Origin of the sequence: Stenotrophomonas sp. 57, from assembly GCF_030291075.1 — a bacterium.
Lineage (GTDB): Bacteria > Pseudomonadota > Gammaproteobacteria > Xanthomonadales > Xanthomonadaceae > Stenotrophomonas.
Window position 1 is genome coordinate 3,965,816 of the sequence record NZ_CP127407.1, and the last position, 18,430, is coordinate 3,984,245.

The following is an 18,430-nucleotide window of genomic DNA, read 5'->3' on the forward strand; positions in this document are numbered from 1 at the left end:
CACGCCGCGCGGACACCCTGGCAGGCATGCTGGAGCTCCCCTGCACCGCGGAGCCCTGCATGTCCCTGGCCGACCATCGAAGTGCGCTGGCACCGCAGGGCTTCCTGCGCGTGGCGATCAACCTCGGTAATCCTGTACTGGCACAGGGCGATGCACGCTCGCCGCGCGGGCCGTCGCTGGAACTGGCCACCGCATTGGCGCAGCGACTGGGCGTGCAGGCCCGCTTCACCTGCCACGACGCAGCGGCCTCGGTCGTTGCTGCGGCCGCCGAAGACGCCTGGGACCTGGCCTTCCTGGCGATCGATCCGGCGCGTGCCGACCGTATCGCCTTCAGCGCGCCCTATGTGGAAATCGAAGGCACCTACCTGGTGCGTGAGGACAGCCCGGCGCAGCAGGTGGCCGATCTTGACCGCGAGGGCCTGCGCATCGCGGTCGGCCGTGGCGCAGCCTACGACCTGTTCCTGAGCCGCGAGCTGCGCCACGCCACGATCGAGCGCGCGGACACGTCTGCGGCGGCCATCGACCTGTTCGAGCAACACCATCTTGATGCCGCAGCCGGTGTACGCCAGCCACTGGAAGCCTGGGCGCGGTCGCATCCTGGCCACCGCGTGCTGGCCGATCGCTTCACAGCGATCCGGCAGGCGGTAGCGGCGCCGGCTTCGCGCCCGGTCGAGGCGTTGCAGGCGCTGTTCGATGAAGTGGAAGCGATCAAGGCCGGCCCGTTGCTGGGCGAAGCGTTCGCACGCGCCGGGCAGGCCGTCACGCTGGTGCGGTGACGGTAGCGTCGGGCATGGCGCGATGCTAAAGATGCGCGCCTGCCATGTGCCGCACATGCTCGGCGGCCTGCGCGTGCAGCCAGTCGCGGAAGGCGAGGAAGCCGCGATGGCGGGCCGAGCGTGGCGGGTACACCAGCCAGTGCGGCCAGTCGGTCTTCAGGCGCTGGCTGGACAGCGCGACCAGCTGGCCGGAGTCCAGCAGCAGGCGTGCGCGGGTGATCCGCCCGAGCGCCACGCCCACCCCGTCCAGTGCGGCCCTGTGGTGTGCCTCCGAATCATCCAGCACCGCCACGAAGCGCGACGGTGGCCTCTGCCCGCTCAACGCGAACCACGCGCCCCACGCACCGTCCGGGTCACCGAGCAGCGGCCATTGGTCCAGCGGCACGCGGTCGATGCCGCCCATGCGCTCGATCAAGGCCGGGCTGGCCATCGGCAGCAGCCATTCGTCGAACAGCGGCTCCACCACCAGCCCCGGCCAGTTGCCGGTGCCCAGCCGCAGTGCGGCGTCGAACTGCCGCTGCCGCTCGAAATCGACCAGGCGTTCGCTGGACTGCAGGTTGATTTCGATCTGCGGGTGCGCGGCGACGAAATGCCCCAACCGCGGCACCAGCCAGGCCGAGGCCATCGACGGCACCGCACTGATCGTCAGTACGTGCTCGGCGCGCGCCGCATAGGGTTGGAACGCCTCGTTGATCGCATCCAGGTGCGGGCCGACCTGATCGAGCAGGCGCTGGCCCTCCAGGGTGAGGGTGACGCCACGCGCCTGGCGGATCAGCAACGGTTGGCCGAGGCGCTCCTCCAGCTGACGCATCTGATGGCTCAGCGCACTGACGGTCAGGTTCATCGACGCCGCCGCGCGCGACAGGTTGCCGAGGCGGGCAGCGGTGACGAAGCCCTGCAGGGCGTGGAGGGGCGGACGAGACATCAGACTTGAATCCTTCTCAAGGCCACCTTGCGGAAATGTCGCTTTTTGCCACCTCATGCTGCCCGTATCGTGCAACCCACTCAAGTGGAGGCACGCTCATGAACCTCTTCAGCAGCCTGTTGTTCCTGCACGGCCACATCGCCAGCGCCGAGCTGGCGCGGCAACTGGCCAGCCCTTCCCCGACGCCGTCGCCGTCGCCGTCGCCCAGCGGTACAGCTGGCAGTGCCGGCCGCTGGCCGGCAACCTCGCCGACCCGGCATCCCGCGGCTGCCGGCCAGCGGCCGGCGCTACCCTAGCGTTGCAGGGCTTGCTGCACCGCCGCCGCCACATCGGTGTTGTCGATGTAGCTGCCGTCATTCCAGCCCACGTGCTTCTGGTAACCCGTATCGACGCCACGCACGCGCTGGCCGAGCAGCTCCGCACCCGCGCCCTTGGCCCACAGCGGCACCAGCGCATTGGAATGATTGCCGGTTGGACGGAAGCTCATCCCCGGCATGCGGCCGCGTCCATGGTTCCTTACCGGATCGAAGGCCACGTTCTGCGCATCCGGGCCCATCGGCATGCTGTTGTCGTGGTCGGTGGTCACGATCAGCAGGTTGCGTTCCCAGCCACCGTTGCGTTCGATCCATTCGACCACCGCCGCTACCGCGTCGTTGAACTCCACGGTTTCCTCGATCAGCCGACCATACTGCGGCTGGTCAGTGCATTGGCCGTAGTGCCATTCGGTACCGCAGGCACTGGTGTGCGCGGCCCAGTCGGTGGCACCGCCTTCCACCATCAGGAACAGGCCGCGGGGTGAACGCTGCTGCAGGAACTGCAGCGCGCCACGGGCCATGGTCGCCAGGTCGGGCACGCTGTCGATCTTCCGCACGCCGGAGGGGGTGCCTGCGTCCTTGCCCAGCACCTGCAGCTGGCGCGCCTGCTGAAGCGTGTTGGCCACGCGTGGCACGCCGATCAGGGGCCGATCAGCCGGCAACCGTCCCTGCGCCAATGCGGCGAATTCCTCCCTGCTGCGGACCAGGCGCCACGGACCGGCCGGGTTTTCCCCGATGGTGCGTCCCGCTTCCAGCTGCTGCCAGTCCTGCTGCGACACCCACTCCCACGGGTTCGCGCAGCCTTCCAGTGGTGTGCCCGTGCCTTCAGTGCAGGCGCGGCCGTCGACGCTGTAGCCGGGGCCGCCGGTGCCCATCACCAGGTCCATGTGGCCCTGCGACAGCATCTGGTGGGCAATGGCGTGGTAGTTGTTGCGCGATGCATTCTGCGCCGCAAACGCTGCGGGCGTGGCGTGCGCGAACGGCACCGAGGTAACCACGCCGGTGGCCATGCCCAGGCGCTTGGCGCGCAGCGTGTTGAACTCGACGGCGTCGCCATCGTTGTTGACGTTGATGGCGTTGTTGTAGGTCTTGATGCCCGAAGACAGCGCGGTGCCTGCTGCGGCGCTGTCGGTCGCCACCGCGGCCAGGTACTGGTAGCCCGCGAACGGCAAGTCCTGCGCCGGCACCGGCTCGGTATCCCAGGCCTTGCCCGCGTCGTAGCCGAGGGTCTGCGCGTTGTCGCCGGTCGGCTGGCTGCTGGCGTTCAGCGGGAACGTGGTGACCGCCAGGCGCTGCGGGAAATCCGCATAGGGGGCGCCTTCGCGGCTGCCGTACTGCCAGAAGGCTGCGGCATCCCAGGTTCCCCAGCCGGCCCCGTCGTTGATCATCACGATCACGTTGTAAGGCGCGCGTTCGTCGGAAGGTGCCGTGCCGGCGCGCAGGTCCGATTGGCAGGCGGCGAGCGCGGACAGTGCAAACAGCAACGGCAGCAGACACCCGCGGCGCTTCGAGGGGGCAGTCATCAGGGGTCCTGTCGGGCCGACGGCGGGCCGGAATTTCGTTACGTTATAGCATCGCAATATTGCAGCTTCATGCAGCCAGCGCGCGATACCCTGCGCACTCCCCTTCGCCACCGCCGCATCCATGCCGTCGTCTCCGCCTGCGCGCGCACCGCTGTCGTCCATCACGCTCGATGCCGCGACCCGCGCGGTGATCCACCAGCACAACGCCGACATCGCACGGCAACCCGCGTCACTGACCAAGCTGATGACGGCCTACGCAGCCTATGCATGCATCGGAGCGAGCGGGCGCTCGTGGGACGAAACGGTCACCATCGCTGCCGATGATGTGCATGCGGTGGCCGATGACGAAACGCGCATGGGGCTTGTCCCCGGAGAGACCGTCACCCTGGGGCGTCTGCTGGAAGGGTTGATGATCGTCTCCGGCAACGACGCCGCGCTGGCCATAGCGCGGCATCTGGGGGGATCGCAGCCCGCGTTTCTTGAATGCATGAACCACCACGCGCGCCTGCTCGGCCTGCGCGATACCTGGTTTGCCAGCGTATCCGGCATCACCACGCCACAGCATGCGTCGAGCGCGCGCGACGTGGCCGTACTGGCAGCCGCCCTGCTGGCCGATCATCCGCAGGTCCTGGCCATCACCGCGCAGCGCGCGTTCGCGCATGGCAGCTTCCGCCGCAACAACCAGAACGCACTGCTCGGCGATGACGGCGTGGACGGCCTGAAGACCGGCTACACCCAGGCTGCCGGTTTCTGCCTGGCCGCCACCGCCTGCCGGGTGCTGCCCGGGCAGGCGCAGCCGGTGCGCCTGATCACGGTCGTGCTCGGTTCGGACAGCCGCGAAGCGCGCGATGCGCGGGTGCGCGAGCAGCTGGCTGCCGGCTTCGTCGCACGTGCCGGCTCCGCTCTCGAAGCGTGAGGTGGGTCAACGTCGTTTGACGGTCGCCACGATCAGCCGCTGCAGCTCGGCCTCGGCGTCGGCCTTGGCCAGTGCCGCGGCGGCCACGCCTTCGGACAGGGCTTCGGCCGCACCGAGGATTGCCCAGCGCCCGGCCAACGGCACCGTGCCGTCGGCAGCGAACGGTCCCAGCCAGACCTCGCAGTTGTCGATGAAATCCTGCTGGTAACGCCGCCGCACGTCATGCAGTTCCGGCGCGCCTACCAGGGCGGCGAGGATGCCCTGCACCTCACTGCCCTGGCTGAGGATGCAGTCGATGTAGCCGGACGCGATCGCAGCTGCGCGGTCGGCCAGCTGCGCCCTGGCACGGCCGATACGCTCGTGGAACACCACGGTCTGGCGCGCATCGTAGTCATCGTAGAGCGCCGCCAGCAGACCGTTGCGGGTTACGAAATGGTCGTAGGCCACCGGCTTGGTCACGCCCGCCGCTTCGGCCAGCCGCCCCAGCGTCAGCGCATCGGTGCCTTCCTCGCCGACCAGCGTCCATGCCACCTCCAGCAACTGGCGGGCGCGTTGCGCTCGGGTCAGGCGGCGGCGCGTGGGAGCGGCGTTGGCAGGCATCGGCGGAACACGGTGATCAACTCATTGGAGCACCGATTTTACGGCCGATTTCCAATGCGGTCTGCAGATGCACCTGCGCGGCATCGCTGTCGGCGTCGAGCAGCAGTTCGGACGACAGCACGCGTGCGCCACAGTAGTCGAAGATACCCATGTCGATCTGGGTCTTCATCGCCGTGCCATAGCCGCGCCGTTCGATCATGTCCGCGCCCGCACCGCCAATGCCGACCAGATGAACGCGCAGGCGCTGCAGCTTCTTCTGCACCTTGCCATCGGCGCCGTCCTGGTACGCCCAGCCCTGGGTGAACACGCGATCGATCCATCCCTTCAGCAGGGCAGGGAACGACCACCAGTACAGCGGGTAGACCAGCACCAGGGTATCGATGGCATCCAGCCGCGCATGCTCGGCCGCCACATCGGACGGAACCGGACCGGTCCCGCGGAAGAGGGCCTGGTCCTCGCGGTTGAAGCGCGGATCGAAGCCTTCGGCGACCAGGTCGGCGTGGATGACGGTGTTGCCGGCGTCGGTGGCCCGGATGGCGTCGCCGATGCGCTGGGCGATGGCATGGGTGAGCGATCCGGTTTCCGGGTGGGTGGTGACGATGAGACTGTGCATGAGTGACTCTCCAGGAACCATTAACTACCAATGGTAAGTAATGATTCACGGATCACCAGCGCCACCGGTGGGACGCTGTTTTTGTGTTCACCGTATAGTGCGCCGCATCCCGTGGAGGTCCCCGACGATGCACCGACGCCTGCTTGCTCCCCTGCTGTTCCTGCTGCTGGCCACGATGGCACCGACGGCCGTGGCCGGCGCGCTCACCCCATCCGAATCGGCCGTCCTGCGCCAGGACGTGCAGGGGATGCTGGCCGCGTTCGCGCGCGGCGATGCCGAGCTGATCATCGCCCGCACGCATCCCAGCCTGAAACGCCTGGCCGGCGGTGATGAGGTCTACGCCCGATCGACCCGCGACACGGTCAAGGCGTTGCACCAAGCCGGCGTCACCATCATCAGCGACGAAGCCGGGGTGCCGACCCGTACCTATGCCGCCGGCGACGAGGAGGTCTGCTTCGTCCCGCGCTACTCGTTGCTGCGCGTACGTGAATCCCCTATCCGCAGCACCTCGTTCATGGTCGCCGTGCGGCGCGTCGGCACCGCGCAATGGAGCTATCTGGATGGCGCCGGGTTGCTCGACAACCCGGAGCTGCTCTGGCAACTGCTGCCGGCACTGGAGCCGGGCGTGACCCTGCCCAAGGGCGGAGTGGAAACGCTGTAGCGCGATTGCTGGGCGTCGGTACGCTCCGGCCCCTCCATCCACGCATGGCGTGAATCCACCGGCTGTCCGCTAGCGGAACAACGCGTTCAATGCCGCGCCCGAGGCCGCCTGCTGCAGGCCATCGAAACGTCCCTCCTGCGTAATCGGCTGGGTGGCCTGCATCAAGCCGCCCCAGGCAGCGCGCGCCAGCGCACCCCCCAGGCTGACGCGGCGCACGCCCAGTGCCGCGATGTCCTGCAGGCGCAGCGGCGTCGGCCCACCCACCAGCAGGTTCACCGGCCTCGATCCCGCAGCGGCAACCACCGCGCGGATCTGCTCCGGGGTCGTGATACCGGGTGCGTACAGCACGTCGGCGCCAGCCTCGGCATAGGCACGCAGGCGCTGCAGGGTGTCCTGCAGGTCCGGCACGCCAACGAAGAAGTTCTCCGCGCGCCCGACCAGCAGCACATCGCCGCCGGACCGATCGATGGCCGCACGCGCTGCACGCAGACGCTCGACGGCCTGGTCGACCGGGCGCAGTGGCGCATCGGCCACGCCGCTGGCGTCCTCGATCGACAGTGCGGCGACGCCGGTATCGATGGCGGCAGCCACCGCCTCGGCGACCTGCTGCGGTGTGGCACCGAAGCCATCACCGAAATCGGCATTCAATGGCAGCGGGGTTGCCGCGGCGATCAGCCGCAGGTGCGCCAGCGTGGCCTGCAGCGAAACCGCGCCATCCGGTCGTCCTTCACTCCAGGCACAGCCTGCGCTGGTGGTGGCCAATGCAAGGAAGCCCTGCCGCTGCAGGTAGCGGGCACTGCCCACGTCCCACGGATTGGGCAGCACGAAGCAGCCCTGCGCATGCAGTTGGCGGAAGGTTGCGCGCTTGCGCTGGGTGTCGGCGTCGGGCGGGGTCATGACGGGTTCCGGGGCGGCAGGCCTGCACCCTAGCCCGCCCGGCGGACGCGCTCAATGACGACGGGAGCAAACCGGCATGAAGTGATGCCGCCTGCTTATTGGACGCCACCGGCAGCACTGCCCGAGCGTGCCTGTCTGCCCTTGCCACACCCTGCCACGGAGCCCCGCATGCCCACCGATCCACACCTTCCTGCCGATGATGACGCCCACTGGGCCGACCTGCTTTCGCCGGCACGGCGACGCCTGATCGCCTCGGCCGGGCTGGCCGCCGGAGGCCTGGCCAGTGCGTCGACGACCACGGCATCGCCGCACGCCGCGGCGAACACCACCGAGCCTGGACGTCCCGGCTTCCGAGCCATCGTGCCGCCGGCGCCGACGGGTCGCAGCCCCTGGGGCGAGGCCACGGCCAGCGAACCCACCCCGCGGCCGGCCAGCGTGCGCCCCGGCGAGGCCACGCTGCCGGCCAGGCCGCGCGCCTATACCGACATCAAGAGCTATCACGCCCACATCTACTTCGACGAGGACAACTTCGAGAAGGCGGCCCTGCTGCGGCGCTGGGCCGCCGAGCGCTTCCCGGTGGAGCTGGGCAACTGGAACCTGGAGCCGCGCGGCCCGCATGTCACGCCGTCGTTCTACTTCGGCTTCAACAACGATCTGCTGCCGGTGCTGGTGCCGTGGCTGCAGCTCAACAGCCTGGGGCTGACCATCCTGGTCCATCCCAACACCGGCGATGGCCGAGCCGACCATCTGTACTACGCGCTGTGGGTGAACCGCGCGCAGCCGGTAAACGCCTACAACTGGCCGATGCCGAAGCCGGGCGAGCGCGAGGCATTGGAAGAAGTGTTCCCGAACGTGGTGCCAACGGTGCCGCTGGAGACCTGACCCGCCGTCCGAGGGTGCGTAGCTTGCTGCGCACCGAACTTCCTTCATCCACGCGTGGCGTGGATCTACCGATCGGTGGCCCTTCACCCGCACATGGCGCGGGTCCCCCGACAAGGCGCTTGGCGCCATCGTCGGCCTACGTGCACGCATCCCCTGCCCGCACGCCGTTCAGCGCGCCTTGATCCGCCGCTCCGCATAGGGCCGCAAGCGCTTCGACAGATTTCAAACAATCGATTGAAACGCAGCAAACTTCGCCGAACTGGACAGCATCCGCCGGTTCCGCCAGACTGCCGCCCTTTCCCGTCTTCCGGATCCCATGGCGAAGCTGCTGGTCCTGCACGGCCCCAACCTCAACCTGCTCGGCACCCGCGAGCCGGAGGTCTACGGCCACACCATGCTGGCCGACATCGACCAGGCGCTGACCGCGCAGGCCGCCGCCGCCGGCCACACCGTGGAGAGCCTGCAGTCCAACGCTGAACATGTACTGGTGGATCGCGTGCAGGCGGCACGCAACGACGGAACCGCGTTCATCCTGATCAACCCCGCCGCCTTCACCCACACCTCGGTTGCCCTGCGCGACGCGCTGGCGGCGGTGGCGCTGCCGTTCATCGAGATCCACCTGTCCAACCCGCACACCCGCGAACCGTTCCGCCAGCACAGCTACTTCAGTGACAAGGCGGTGGGCGTGGTCTGCGGCTTCGGTGCCGACAGCTACCGCTATGCGATGGATGCGGCTCTGCTGCGCGTACAGGCGGCCGCCGCGTGAAGATGCTGCCGCACGTGCTTGCCAGCATCCTGCTGTGGGCTGGCCTGTGCGGTGCCGCCGCGGCCTTCGACCGCAAGGACGAAGGCATCGACTGTGCGCACCCTGCCACCACGATGGAGAGCGACCTGTGCGCCTCTGACGTGGCCGCGGCCGCTGACGCCGAACTCAATACCGTATACGCCCTGGCGCGCAAGCAACTGCGCTCGCCGGCCAAAGGCGGCAGCTGCAGCTACTGCGGCGATGCCGAGCAGCAGCTGGTGCTGGCGCAGCGCGCCTGGGTGCAGCTGCGCGACCACGACTGCAACGCCGTCTATGCCCTCAGTTCCGATGGCACGGCGCGCAACGGCGCACAGATGCGCTGCCTGACCACACTCGCGCGCGACCGCACACGGCAGCTGCGCGAGTTCTACGAACTGCTTTGACCCGAGCGCGCTGCGCTTCCCACCACACTGACATCAAGAGCAAAGAGGCCACCATGGATCTCCGCAAAATCAAGAAGCTGATCGACCTGCTGGAAGAGTCGAACCTGGCTGAAATCGAAATCAAGGAAGGCGAAGAGTCGGTGCGCCTGTCGCGCGCCCCGGTCGCTGGCTATGCCGCGCCGGTCGCCGCCCCGGTGTACGCCGCCCCGGCCGCCCCGGCACCGCAGGCGATGCCGATGCAGTCGCCGACCGAAGCGTCCACCGGCGGCAGCGCCAAGCCGGGCCCGGCGCTGCCGGAAGGCCACGTGCTGCGCTCGCCGATGGTCGGCACCTTCTACGCCTCGTCCGCTCCGGACAAGCCGGCCTTCGTCACCGTGGGCCAGCAGGTCAAGGAAGGCGAGACCCTGGCCATCATCGAAGCGATGAAGATGTTCAACCCGATCGAAGCCGACACGTCCGGCACCATCGTCGCCATCCTCGGCGAGAACGGCCAGCCGGTGGAATTCGACCAGCCGCTGTTCGTGATCGGCTGAGGGGCACGCCATGCTCGACAAAGTCGTCATCGCCAACCGAGGGGAAATCGCGCTGCGCATCCTGCGCGCGTGCCACACCCTCGGCATCCGCACGGTGGCCGTGCATTCCACGGTCGACCGCAACCTCAAGCACGTGGCCATGGCCGACGAGTCGGTCTGCATCGGCCCGGCGCCGTCGCCGCAGAGCTACCTCAACATCCCGGCGCTGATCGCCGCCGCTGAAGTCACCGACGCGCAGGCGATCCATCCGGGTTACGGCTTCCTGTCGGAGAACGCCGACTTCGCCGAACGCGTGGAAGAGTCCGGCTTCATCTTCATCGGCCCCAAGGCCGACACCATCCGCATGATGGGTGACAAGGTCGAAGCCATCCGCGCGATGAAGGCCGCCGGCGTGCCGTGCGTGCCCGGCTCGGGCGGCCCGCTGGGCGACGACATCGTGGCCAACACCAAGATCGCCCGTGAGATCGGCTACCCGGTCATCATCAAGGCGGCCGGTGGCGGCGGCGGCCGCGGCATGCGCGTGGTGCACGCCGAAGCCTCCCTGAAGACCTCGATCGAAACCACCAAGAGCGAAGCCAAGGCCGCGTTCGGCAATGGCGAGGTCTACATGGAGAAGTTCCTGGAGAACCCGCGCCACGTGGAGATCCAGGTGCTGGCCGACGGCCAGGGCAATGCCATCCACCTGGGTGAGCGCGACTGCTCGATGCAGCGCCGCCACCAGAAGGTGGTGGAAGAAGCCCCGGCACCGGGCATCAGCGCCGAACAGCGCGAGCAGATCGGCAAGGTGTGCACCGAAGCCTGCGTGCGCATCGGCTACCGCGGCGCCGGCACCTTCGAGTTCCTGTACGAAGACGGCCGCTTCTACTTCATCGAAATGAACACCCGCATCCAGGTGGAGCATCCGGTCACCGAGATGGTCACCGGCATCGACCTGGTGGCCGAGCAGCTGAAGATCGCCGCCGGCCAGAAGCTGTCGATCAAGCAGAGCGACGTGGTGCTGACCGGCCACGCCATCGAGTGCCGCATCAACGCCGAAGACGCTGAAACCTTCGTGCCGAGCCCGGGTACCATCACCGGCTTCCATCCGCCGGGTGGCCCTGGCGTGCGCGTGGATACCCACATCTACAGTGGCTACCGCGTGCCGTCGAACTACGACTCGATGATCGGCAAGCTGATCGTGCACGGCCCGGACCGCGAAACCGCCATCGCCCGCATGCGGGTGGCGCTGAGCGAGATGGTGGTGGACGGCATCAAGACCAACATCGCGCTGCAGCAGCGGATCATGCGCGACAAGGGCTTCCAGGCCGGTGGCCAGAACATCCATTACCTGGAAAAGCGTCTTGCCGAGCGCAAGAACAAACCGATCGCACTGACCTGATCGGCAGCAGATGCTGGACATGGAAAGGGCGGGGATCTCCCCGCCCTTTTCTGTTGCTGTAGAGCCGAGCGCACGCCCGGCCTGCTGGAAAAGCAGCCGAGCATGGCTCGGCGCTACAGATGCAGGTTCAGCGCTTGCTGGCCGCCTGCGCCGGGATCTGCGAATTCGCCAGCGGGCGGACACCATTGGGCGAGGTCGGGTCGACGATCACCATGGTTTCGGTGGAACCATCCGGCCACACCACCTGGAACGTGCTGCCGGCCGGCAGCGAAGCGAACGGCATGCCACTCTGCGCGCGGTAGACCGCTGCGACCTGGCTGGCACCCACGCGGCGCACATCTTCCTGCGCCTTCACCGTGGTCAGTTCCACCTTCGACAGGTGCCGATAGCGATCCTCGTAGGTATCGATCATCAGCAGGCCGACCGCGCCGGCCGAATAGGCCACGAACAGCGCCACCCAGAACCAGAACTTGGCCCCATGCAGGAATCGACGGTAATTCATTGCCCGTCCCTCTTTCCAACCAATCGCTTGATCCACTGCTTCATTTTCCCCGCACCTTGCCGCGACAGCGCAGCGTCATACACGAAATCCCGGAAATCCTGTGTCTCATCCTGCGAACAGATCCCTCCGTTCGCACAAAAACTGTTGACCAGCACACTGTCGGCACCACACGGTAGACCGAGTTCGCAGGCGGCAAGCCGCCATGCCAGTTCACTGAGCTGTTCGCCCGCCACCAGGCCATCGAGCGCCCTGTCCCCCGCCGCACGCGCGCCCATGCCCGGCGCGATCGCCATGAAGGCCTCCGGATCGCGCGATGTGCGCACCCGCTCGACCAGGTCGCGGCGGTACTCGGGGCTGTCATGCAGCGGTTCGCCCTCGGCGAACAGCGATGCTTCCGCAGCCAGGTTGCCCTGTGCGGCCGCCTTGCGACGCTCGGCCAGCACCAGCGCGGACCCCAGCTTGTCACCGGGTACGAAGCCGCCGCAGCGCTGTGCCACGCGCTCGCGGGCCTGCACCATGGCCGGCGCGGCGGTCAGGCCCAGCCCGGCCAGCACGTTGTTGTCCAACCGATAGCCGCCCGGATCGATCGCGTACTGCGCGCAGTAGTCATAGACCCGGCTGAGCATCCAGCGGGCTTCGTGGTTGCCGTCGTCGGCCTGCACGCGCAGGCGCTGGGCGTAGGCATACAGATCGGTGGCATCTTCGATGTCCGCGCGCAGGTCCAATGGCAGGCCCGAAGGCAGCGCATTGCCACGCTCGAACGCCGCCAGGCGCCGCGCCAGCGCTTCCGGCACGACCGGCAGGGGCGCGGCATCGTCCGCCGCCGCAACCTGCGCCGTCGGCGGCTCGCCGGCGGTCACCGGTACCGATCCCACGTGGCCGCTGGCCCGATACCCGGCCACGCCCAGCACGGCCACCGCCGGCAGCACGAGCAACCAGGTTTTCAGGGTAGGAGCGAAGGCCATCGCGGCAGTGAGCTCTTGCGGCGCACAGTAAAGCACCAAGTTTAGCAAGGCCCGACAGGGCTGTCTGAACCGGCTCCGTTCATCTCGGCTCCGCATCTCAAGCAATACGGAGACGCTCCGATGGTCTAGCATGGCCCCTTTCCCGCGATCGCCCCCACCGCCATGCCGTTCCTGGAACTGACCCTGCGTTGCACCGAAGCCACCCAGCCCCGCTACGAGAATGCGCTGGAGGACGTCGGCGCACTGGCCGTCACGCTGCTTGATGCCGAGGCCGATACCAGCAACGAACAGGCCATCCTCGAGCCGGGCGTGGGCGAGACCCCGCTGTGGGACACCCTGGTGCTGAGCGCGCTGTTCCCGGCCGACAGCAATGCGCTGCTGCTGTTGGCCGCCCTGGAATCCTTCGATCCGGAGCTGGACTGGAGCAGCGGCAGCTTCCGTGCGGTCGAGGACGAAGACTGGGAACGCGCCTGGCTGGACCAGTTCCAGCCGATGGATTTCGGCAGCCGCACCTGGATCGTGCCGTGGAACCATGAACTGCCGGAGGCCGCGCAGGCCGCCGACGCCGCCGTGGTGCGCCTGGACCCGGGCCTGGCGTTCGGCTCGGGCACCCACCCCACCACCGCGTTGTGCCTGCGCTGGCTGGACCAGCTGGCCGTGGATGGCCTGCTGCAGGGCCAGCGTGTGCTCGATTTCGGCTGCGGCTCCGGCATCCTCGCACTTGCCGCGTTGAAGCTGGGCGCCGCCGAAGCCATCGGCGTGGACAACGATCCGCAGGCGCTGGTCGCCACCGCCGACAATGCCGAGCGCAACGGCGAGCAGGCGCGCATGCACGTCTACCTGCCGCAGGACGAGCCGGTCGCCACCTACCCGATCGTGGTCGCCAACATTCTTGCCTCGGCCCTGGACGCGTTGGCCGAGCTGCTGGCCGCGCGCGTGGCCGCCGGTGGCCGCATTGCCCTGTCCGGCATCCTGCACGGCCAGGAAGGTGAGCTGCTGCAGCGCTATGCCGCATGGTTCGATGACCTGCAGGCCACCCAGGATGGCGACTGGATGCGCATCACCGGCGTGCGCCGCGCCTGATCGTGGTTGAATGACCGCTGGATCCGAGCCCGCACCCTGAGCATGTCCGAGCCGAACCCACCGCGACGCCCCCTGGCGACTTTCCTGCGCACCGCGCCGGAAGGTCAGCCCGTGCCTGCGACCGATGCGCGCACGCAGGATGACGCCGGGCACACAACGCCTGTGCAGCGGATGCCGGTCGAGCCCATCGACCTGCCGCGGACGCCGAAGACGCGACAGGACGATGACGCTGTCATCGTTGACGACGCCGCGCCTATCGAGCCGGCGCCGCTCGCGGTGCAGGCAGCAGCGGCCGCCAGTGATGCTCCCAGCTTCCTCGGCAGCGCGCGTGCCCGCACGCTGCCTGCACCCCGCTGGCACTGGCTGCTGGTCGCGGGGCTGGCGCTGCTGCTGGTGCTGCAGAGCGTGCTTGCCGATAGAGCGCGGCTCGCCGCAGACGCCGGCAACCGTGCATGGCTGGGCACGCTCTGTGGCGTCCTGCGCTGCAGCCTGCCGGCCTGGCATGAACCCACCGCCTTCACCATGACCAGCCGCGAAATCCGACCGTTGCCCGGGCAGGCCGGTGTGCTGCAGGTGCAGGCCAGTATCCGCAACGATGCACGCTGGGCACAAGCCTGGCCGAACCTCCGCCTGTCGCTGTCCGATGCCGATGGCCGGGTGATCGGCAGCGGCGTGTTCACCCCCGCACAGTATCTGGGCGAGAACCCCGGTGCGGGCCTGCTGGACCCGGGCCAGAGCGCACGCGTCGCCTTCCGCGTGCAGGAACCCGCCGCATCCACCGTCGCATTCACCTTCGACTTCCTCTGACCGTGGAAAGGCGACCGGCCGTGGCAGGCCGGGCACGCTCGCGCTAGACTGGCCGCCACCACCTCGTCCGGCCGCGCGCTCCGCGCGCACGGGCCAACCGAATCGGGAACCTCCTTGAACGCTGTCCTTTCTCGTCCTGACAACAGTCGTGGCGCTCCCCGGCCACCGCTGCGTGAACATGTCGCCCAGTCCGTGCGCCGCTACCTGCGTGACCTCGATGGCTGCGACGCGGACGATGTCTACGAGATCGTGCTGCGCGAGATGGAGATTCCGCTGTTCGTGGAAGTGCTCAACCACTGCGAAGGCAACCAGAGCCGTGCCGCAGCGATGCTGGGCATCCACCGTGCCACCCTGCGCAAGAAGCTGAAGGAATACGGCATCAGCGCGTAAACGCGCGTGTGGGTAGTGCCGGCCGCTGGCCGGCAACCGCATGAACGATGGCAATCAGGGTCAGAGCCCTTCGCTGTGCGAAGGGATCCGCCCCCGGCGGTGATCACCCCACACCGCCCGCCTTCCAGTAATACCGCACCACGTGGAAGAACACCGGCGCGGCGAAGCACACCGAATCCAGCCGGTCGAGCATGCCGCCATGGCCCTCGATCATGTGGCCCCAATCCTTGATGCCACGGTCACGCTTGATCGCCGACATCACCAGGCCACCCCAGAACCCCATCAGGTTGATCAGCAGCGACAGGCCGAACGCCTGCAGCGGCGTGAACGGGGTGATCCACCACAGCGCTGCGCCCAGCGCGCTGGCACTCAGCACGCCGCCGACGAAGCCCTCCACCGTCTTCGACGGCGACAGCTTCGGTGCGATCAGACGCCTGCCCAGCAGCTTGCCCCAGATGTACTGCAGCACGTCCGAGGACTGCACCACGATCACCAGGAAGGCGAACAGCAGCACGTTGCGCGACGGATCATGGCCGGGCACGTGCAGGTTCAGCAGCAGCGGCACGTGCGAGATGCAGAACACGCAGATCATCAGCCCCCACTGCACCTTCGCCGTGCGCTCCAGGTAGTGCGTGGTATCGCCACCGATGGTCGACAGGATCGGCAGGAACAGGAACGCATAGACCGGAATCAGCAGCGTGTACATGCCGTACCAGTCGATCCACACCAGGTAGTACTGCCACGGCAGCACGATGTAGAACGCCGCCAGCAGTGCGTAGTAATCACCCGAGCGCGTCGGCGCCAGGGTGATGAACTCGCGCAGCGCGAACAGCGAGATGATCGCGAACAGCACGATGACCCCGGTACGGCCGAAGAACAGCGCGAGCCCGACCACGATCGCCATCACCCACCACGCGCGGATGCGCGATACCAGGTTGGCGATCACCGGGCTGGGCTGGCCGCGCTGGCGCCAGCGCAACGTTTCAGCCACCAGCGTGGCCAGTACCAGCACCGCACCGACACCGGCGAACAGCAGCCCGGTCTGCTGGCCCACGCTCTGCGCTGCCAGGTCGCCGGACACATCGATCAGAAAACTCATGCGCGCCCTCCGTTCGGCGCCAGGTCCAGCAGCGCCTGGCGGCTGCGGGCCAGGAATGCAGCCTTGTCCTCGTCGGCCTGCAACCGCAGCGGCGTGCCGAAGGTAGCCGTGCACAACAAGGGCAGCGGCAGGAAGCGGCCCTTGGGCATCACCCGCTTCAGGTTGTCGATCCACACCGGAACGAATTCCAGCTCCGGGCGTTGCCGGGCCAGGTGGTAGATGCCGCTCTTGAACGGCAGCAACGGCTCATCGCCCACGTTGCGCGTGCCTTCCGGGAACAGGATCAACGAGCAGTCCTCGTCCACGGCATCACGCAGGGCCTGCAGCGGATCCTGCTGGCGATGCCCGGCCTCGCGCTCGACCAGCACGCCGTTGAACACCGCATCGATCAGGTAGCGACGCAGGCCATCGCGCTGCCAGTACTCGGCAGCAGCAACCGGGCGCACCTGGCGCCGCAACGCAGGCGGCATCGACGACCAGATCAGCACGAAGTCACCATGGCTGGCGTGGTTGCCGTAGTACACGCGACGCTCGCTGGACGGCGCGCAACCGATCCACAGCGCACGCGCGCCGGTCACCACATGGATCGCGCCACTGCAGGCGCGGGCAATCAGTTCGGCGAACATGTGTCCCTCCCGTTCACGTCTGCGGCCACAACACGGCCAGCACCAGCAGCGCGAACTGCACCGCGGTCAGCAGGTACTGGCGCAGCAGCAGGCGGCGCATGCCGGCCCAGCGCGCGTCCCAGCCGCGCAGGGGCGCATCGGGCGACGCGCGGCGCAGGCCGCTGTCCCGCAGCAGCTGATCGGTGCGGCGCGCGGCGGCATCGCCGTCCAGGCCCTCATCGCGCAGCAGCTGCAGCAGGCTGGCGTCCAGCGCCACCCGCCACGCGTGGTACGTCTGTGCCACCCCCGCAAACATGCTGGCCAGCAGCAACCCTGCAGCGATCATCGCCAGGCCCGGCTCGGTGCCAAGCAGCAGCAATGCCACCAGCAGCAGCCCCAGCGACAGGCCTGCCGGCCAACGCCCCTGCCGCAACAGCAGCTGCATGGTCGCAATGTCAGGCGTCGTGCTCATGCAGGGTCTCCGGCGGCAACGGTGATCGCGCGCAGGTGTGCCTTGCCCAGCACGATGCCCGGACGCGCGGCACGCACGATCGCCACCGCCGCATCGGCATCCGCCGCACGACCGCTGCGCAGCAACCAGGTCGCCACGCTGGCCGAACTGCGCGAATAGCCCAGTGCACAGCACACCAGCAACGGCCCCTGCGCCCGCAGGCGCGCGATGGCCTCGGCTGCCTCGCGCAGCTGCTCCGGTTCCGGCACCACCAGGTCCAGCATCGGCACACCGGCGTAAGCCGCACCCGGCGCGCAGCAGGACAGCTCGGCGCAGGCATCGACCACGCCCCCCAAAGGTGTCGGCAACGCCGTGCAGGGAATCCGGCCCAGCCACACGCCATCCAGCACCGGCACCGGCTGCGCCGCGCGCCGGGTCCATAGCCGTGAGTTGATCCACGCTGCCGCCAGATATGGAGCCAGCAGCCAGCGTGCCGCCATCGTCAAGCGACCATCGGCGCGCTTCTGGAACACCGCCGTACCCAGCCCGGCATAGGCAAGCGCCACCAGCAGCAGCGACACCACCGGCCACAGCAGCCACAACGCCGCGCCACGCAGAAGCACCACCGGCACCAGCAATACGGCGGCCCCCAGCAGGTACAGCGCTGCCAATCGCCACCGTTTGGCATCACGCACGGTGCGCCAGGCCCGCAACGGTGGCGTGCCCTGCTCCGGCCACAGCCACACGCACAGCCACCCGGCCAGCAGCCCGGTCGGGATATCGATGAAATGATGCTGGAACGTGGTCAGCACCGAGACACCGATCAGCAGTGCCCACACATGCAGCACCCAACGCCACACGCCGTGCAGGTACTGCGCGAACTTCACCCACAGCACGATCAGCAGCACGATGTGCAGCGATGGCGCCTGGTTGAACGGCTTGTCGAAGCCCAGCAGCACATCGAACAGCCAACCGAACACGCCGCCGATCTCCGGCCGCTCGAAGCTGAAGCGCAGCGGCCACAGCAGGAAGCAGCTCACGGCGATCAGCTGTGCACTGAACAGCCGCAGCGCATGCCGGTCCAGCTCCAACCGTTGCCTGCACAGGAAGAAGGAGACCGCGTAGAACAGGTCGATCGACCAGTAGGGCACGATCGTCCACGGCACGAACGGAATGCGGGTCTCCCAGGCGAACGCCATCACCGGCAGTTCGGCATGGCGACCGGCCATCCAGTTGGCAAAGCCATAGCTGGCGAAGAAGAACGGGCCCAGCAGGGCCAGCCACAGCAGGGCGCGCCGCCAGGGGCGCCCTTCCGCGGCCAG

23 protein-coding genes are annotated in these 18,430 nt (G+C 68.2%); 12 read left to right on the forward strand and 11 right to left on the reverse strand.

Translation table 11 applies throughout. The features are described from left to right. Window positions 1–59: 59 nt before the first annotated feature. Window positions 60–776: a transporter substrate-binding domain-containing protein gene (locus tag QP512_RS18230; RefSeq protein ID WP_286070105.1), complete on the forward strand. Its 717-nt coding sequence runs from the start codon at window positions 60–62 to the stop codon at window positions 774–776. Window positions 777–801: 25 nt separating this feature from the next. Here QP512_RS18230 and QP512_RS18235 read toward each other — a convergent pair whose 3' ends face one another. Continuing rightward, window positions 802–1,701 carry a LysR substrate-binding domain-containing protein gene (locus tag QP512_RS18235; protein WP_286070106.1) on the reverse strand — a complete coding sequence of 300 codons (900 nt, stop codon included), beginning with the start codon at window positions 1,699–1,701 and terminating at the stop codon, window positions 802–804. 98 nt (window positions 1,702–1,799) lie between these two features. Between QP512_RS18235 and QP512_RS18240 the strand changes: the two genes are divergently transcribed. Further along, window positions 1,800–1,997 carry a hypothetical protein gene (locus tag QP512_RS18240; RefSeq protein ID WP_286070107.1) on the forward strand — a complete coding sequence of 66 codons (198 nt, stop codon included), beginning with the start codon at window positions 1,800–1,802 and terminating at the stop codon, window positions 1,995–1,997. Here the strand turns inward: QP512_RS18240 and QP512_RS18245 are convergent. Next, a complete protein-coding gene (locus tag QP512_RS18245) occupies window positions 1,994–3,538 on the reverse strand; it encodes an alkaline phosphatase (protein WP_286070108.1) in 1,545 nt (514 codons plus the stop codon). The two genes, QP512_RS18240 and QP512_RS18245, sit on opposite strands and share 4 nt — an antisense overlap. A 121-nt stretch (window positions 3,539–3,659) precedes the next feature. Between QP512_RS18245 and QP512_RS18250 the strand changes: the two genes are divergently transcribed. Next, window positions 3,660–4,454, forward strand: a complete 795-nt coding sequence (locus QP512_RS18250) for a serine hydrolase (RefSeq protein WP_286070109.1) — start codon at window positions 3,660–3,662, stop codon at window positions 4,452–4,454. Window positions 4,455–4,460: 6 nt separating this feature from the next. Here QP512_RS18250 and QP512_RS18255 read toward each other — a convergent pair whose 3' ends face one another. Continuing rightward, window positions 4,461–5,054 (reverse strand): TetR/AcrR family transcriptional regulator, encoded by a 594-nt coding sequence (locus QP512_RS18255; protein WP_286070110.1) that lies wholly within the window; start codon window positions 5,052–5,054, stop codon window positions 4,461–4,463. 16 nt (window positions 5,055–5,070) lie between these two features. Next, complete coding sequence (locus tag QP512_RS18260) at window positions 5,071–5,667, reverse strand: NAD(P)H-dependent oxidoreductase (RefSeq protein ID WP_286070111.1); 597 nt, start codon at window positions 5,665–5,667, stop codon at window positions 5,071–5,073. A gap of 127 nt (window positions 5,668–5,794) precedes the next feature. On the opposite strand from QP512_RS18260, the gene QP512_RS18265 reads away from it, so the two are divergent. Then, on the forward strand, window positions 5,795–6,328 hold the full coding sequence (locus QP512_RS18265; RefSeq protein WP_286070113.1) for a hypothetical protein: 534 nt from the start codon (window positions 5,795–5,797) through the stop codon (window positions 6,326–6,328). Between the two features lie 69 nt (window positions 6,329–6,397). On the opposite strand, the gene QP512_RS18270 is transcribed toward QP512_RS18265, so the two are convergent. Beyond that, window positions 6,398–7,225 carry an isocitrate lyase/phosphoenolpyruvate mutase family protein gene (locus QP512_RS18270; RefSeq protein ID WP_286070114.1) on the reverse strand — a complete coding sequence of 276 codons (828 nt, stop codon included), beginning with the start codon at window positions 7,223–7,225 and terminating at the stop codon, window positions 6,398–6,400. 168 nt (window positions 7,226–7,393) lie between these two features. On the opposite strand from QP512_RS18270, the gene QP512_RS18275 reads away from it, so the two are divergent. The 5 genes from QP512_RS18275 (at window position 7,394) to accC (ending at window position 11,206) form a co-directional block, all read left to right on the forward strand. After that, window positions 7,394–8,107 (forward strand): DOPA 4,5-dioxygenase family protein, encoded by a 714-nt coding sequence (locus QP512_RS18275; protein WP_286070115.1) that lies wholly within the window; start codon window positions 7,394–7,396, stop codon window positions 8,105–8,107. A 316-nt stretch (window positions 8,108–8,423) separates the two neighbouring features. Next, window positions 8,424–8,873: a type II 3-dehydroquinate dehydratase gene (aroQ, locus tag QP512_RS18280; RefSeq protein WP_286070116.1), complete on the forward strand. Its 450-nt coding sequence runs from the start codon at window positions 8,424–8,426 to the stop codon at window positions 8,871–8,873. Between the two features lie 2 nt (window positions 8,874–8,875). Continuing rightward, window positions 8,876–9,295 (forward strand): lysozyme inhibitor LprI family protein, encoded by a 420-nt coding sequence (locus QP512_RS18285; RefSeq protein WP_286072065.1) that lies wholly within the window; start codon window positions 8,876–8,878, stop codon window positions 9,293–9,295. Between the two features lie 53 nt (window positions 9,296–9,348). Next, window positions 9,349–9,828 carry an acetyl-CoA carboxylase biotin carboxyl carrier protein gene (accB, locus tag QP512_RS18290; RefSeq protein WP_005419696.1) on the forward strand — a complete coding sequence of 160 codons (480 nt, stop codon included), beginning with the start codon at window positions 9,349–9,351 and terminating at the stop codon, window positions 9,826–9,828. Between the two features lie 10 nt (window positions 9,829–9,838). After that, the gene (gene accC / locus QP512_RS18295; RefSeq protein WP_286070117.1) at window positions 9,839–11,206 is read left to right on the forward strand and encodes an acetyl-CoA carboxylase biotin carboxylase subunit; all 1,368 of its coding nucleotides are present in this window, start codon (window positions 9,839–9,841) and stop codon (window positions 11,204–11,206) included. Between the two features lie 127 nt (window positions 11,207–11,333). On the opposite strand, the gene QP512_RS18300 is transcribed toward accC, so the two are convergent. Together QP512_RS18300 and QP512_RS18305 are read right to left on the reverse strand one after the other, a co-directional pair. Beyond that, window positions 11,334–11,708, reverse strand: a complete 375-nt coding sequence (locus tag QP512_RS18300) for a hypothetical protein (RefSeq protein ID WP_286070118.1) — start codon at window positions 11,706–11,708, stop codon at window positions 11,334–11,336. Next, window positions 11,705–12,673 (reverse strand): hypothetical protein, encoded by a 969-nt coding sequence (locus QP512_RS18305; RefSeq protein ID WP_286070119.1) that lies wholly within the window; start codon window positions 12,671–12,673, stop codon window positions 11,705–11,707. The genes QP512_RS18300 and QP512_RS18305 overlap by 4 nt, the downstream gene beginning before the upstream one ends. A 162-nt stretch (window positions 12,674–12,835) precedes the next feature. On the opposite strand from QP512_RS18305, the gene prmA reads away from it, so the two are divergent. The 3 genes from prmA (at window position 12,836) to fis (ending at window position 14,953) form a co-directional block, all read left to right on the forward strand. Further along, window positions 12,836–13,756, forward strand: coding sequence for a 50S ribosomal protein L11 methyltransferase (prmA, locus tag QP512_RS18310; RefSeq protein ID WP_071229373.1), 921 nt, complete (start codon window positions 12,836–12,838; stop codon window positions 13,754–13,756). Between the two features lie 42 nt (window positions 13,757–13,798). Beyond that, window positions 13,799–14,563, forward strand: coding sequence for a DUF3426 domain-containing protein (locus tag QP512_RS18315; RefSeq protein WP_286070122.1), 765 nt, complete (start codon window positions 13,799–13,801; stop codon window positions 14,561–14,563). Between the two features lie 114 nt (window positions 14,564–14,677). After that, on the forward strand, window positions 14,678–14,953 hold the full coding sequence (gene fis, locus QP512_RS18320; RefSeq protein WP_005419706.1) for a DNA-binding transcriptional regulator Fis: 276 nt from the start codon (window positions 14,678–14,680) through the stop codon (window positions 14,951–14,953). A gap of 103 nt (window positions 14,954–15,056) precedes the next feature. Here fis and QP512_RS18325 read toward each other — a convergent pair whose 3' ends face one another. Genes QP512_RS18325 through QP512_RS18340 form a run of 4 tightly spaced genes read right to left on the reverse strand, consistent with a single transcriptional unit; the run spans window position 15,057 to window position 18,430 of the window. Next, entirely contained in the window at window positions 15,057–16,052 is a 996-nt protein-coding gene (locus tag QP512_RS18325; protein ID WP_286070124.1) for a phosphatidate cytidylyltransferase, read from the reverse strand. Beyond that, entirely contained in the window at window positions 16,049–16,678 is a 630-nt protein-coding gene (locus QP512_RS18330) for a lysophospholipid acyltransferase family protein (protein WP_005411260.1), read from the reverse strand. Before QP512_RS18330 ends, QP512_RS18325 begins: the two co-directional genes overlap by 4 nt. 13 nt (window positions 16,679–16,691) lie before the next feature. Beyond that, complete coding sequence (locus QP512_RS18335) at window positions 16,692–17,129, reverse strand: hypothetical protein (RefSeq protein ID WP_286070126.1); 438 nt, start codon at window positions 17,127–17,129, stop codon at window positions 16,692–16,694. Then, window positions 17,126–18,430 carry a phosphatase PAP2/dual specificity phosphatase family protein gene (locus QP512_RS18340; protein ID WP_286072066.1) on the reverse strand — a complete coding sequence of 435 codons (1,305 nt, stop codon included), beginning with the start codon at window positions 18,428–18,430 and terminating at the stop codon, window positions 17,126–17,128. The genes QP512_RS18335 and QP512_RS18340 overlap by 4 nt, the downstream gene beginning before the upstream one ends.

Excerpts from the sequence above, each read along its gene's own strand:
- QP512_RS18230 (WP_286070105.1), top strand. The coding sequence starts at position 60 with ATGTCCCTGGCCGACCATCGAAGTGCGCTGGCACCGCAGGGCTTCCTG.
- QP512_RS18235 (WP_286070106.1), bottom strand. The coding sequence starts at position 1,701 with ATGTCTCGTCCGCCCCTCCACGCCCTGCAGGGCTTCGTCACCGCTGCC.
- QP512_RS18240 (WP_286070107.1), top strand. The coding sequence starts at position 1,800 with ATGAACCTCTTCAGCAGCCTGTTGTTCCTGCACGGCCACATCGCCAGC.
- QP512_RS18245 (WP_286070108.1), bottom strand. The coding sequence starts at position 3,538 with ATGACTGCCCCCTCGAAGCGCCGCGGGTGTCTGCTGCCGTTGCTGTTT.
- QP512_RS18250 (WP_286070109.1), top strand. The coding sequence starts at position 3,660 with ATGCCGTCGTCTCCGCCTGCGCGCGCACCGCTGTCGTCCATCACGCTC.
- QP512_RS18255 (WP_286070110.1), bottom strand. The coding sequence starts at position 5,054 with ATGCCTGCCAACGCCGCTCCCACGCGCCGCCGCCTGACCCGAGCGCAA.
- QP512_RS18260 (WP_286070111.1), bottom strand. The coding sequence starts at position 5,667 with ATGCACAGTCTCATCGTCACCACCCACCCGGAAACCGGATCGCTCACC.
- QP512_RS18265 (WP_286070113.1), top strand. The coding sequence starts at position 5,795 with ATGCACCGACGCCTGCTTGCTCCCCTGCTGTTCCTGCTGCTGGCCACG.
- QP512_RS18270 (WP_286070114.1), bottom strand. The coding sequence starts at position 7,225 with ATGACCCCGCCCGACGCCGACACCCAGCGCAAGCGCGCAACCTTCCGC.
- QP512_RS18275 (WP_286070115.1), top strand. The coding sequence starts at position 7,394 with ATGCCCACCGATCCACACCTTCCTGCCGATGATGACGCCCACTGGGCC.
- aroQ (WP_286070116.1), top strand. The coding sequence starts at position 8,424 with ATGGCGAAGCTGCTGGTCCTGCACGGCCCCAACCTCAACCTGCTCGGC.
- QP512_RS18285 (WP_286072065.1), top strand. The coding sequence starts at position 8,876 with ATGCTGCCGCACGTGCTTGCCAGCATCCTGCTGTGGGCTGGCCTGTGC.
- accB (WP_005419696.1), top strand. The coding sequence starts at position 9,349 with ATGGATCTCCGCAAAATCAAGAAGCTGATCGACCTGCTGGAAGAGTCG.
- accC (WP_286070117.1), top strand. The coding sequence starts at position 9,839 with ATGCTCGACAAAGTCGTCATCGCCAACCGAGGGGAAATCGCGCTGCGC.
- QP512_RS18300 (WP_286070118.1), bottom strand. The coding sequence starts at position 11,708 with ATGAATTACCGTCGATTCCTGCATGGGGCCAAGTTCTGGTTCTGGGTG.
- QP512_RS18305 (WP_286070119.1), bottom strand. The coding sequence starts at position 12,673 with ATGGCCTTCGCTCCTACCCTGAAAACCTGGTTGCTCGTGCTGCCGGCG.
- prmA (WP_071229373.1), top strand. The coding sequence starts at position 12,836 with ATGCCGTTCCTGGAACTGACCCTGCGTTGCACCGAAGCCACCCAGCCC.
- QP512_RS18315 (WP_286070122.1), top strand. The coding sequence starts at position 13,799 with ATGTCCGAGCCGAACCCACCGCGACGCCCCCTGGCGACTTTCCTGCGC.
- QP512_RS18325 (WP_286070124.1), bottom strand. The coding sequence starts at position 16,052 with ATGAGTTTTCTGATCGATGTGTCCGGCGACCTGGCAGCGCAGAGCGTG.
- QP512_RS18330 (WP_005411260.1), bottom strand. The coding sequence starts at position 16,678 with ATGTTCGCCGAACTGATTGCCCGCGCCTGCAGTGGCGCGATCCATGTG.
- QP512_RS18335 (WP_286070126.1), bottom strand. The coding sequence starts at position 17,129 with ATGAGCACGACGCCTGACATTGCGACCATGCAGCTGCTGTTGCGGCAG.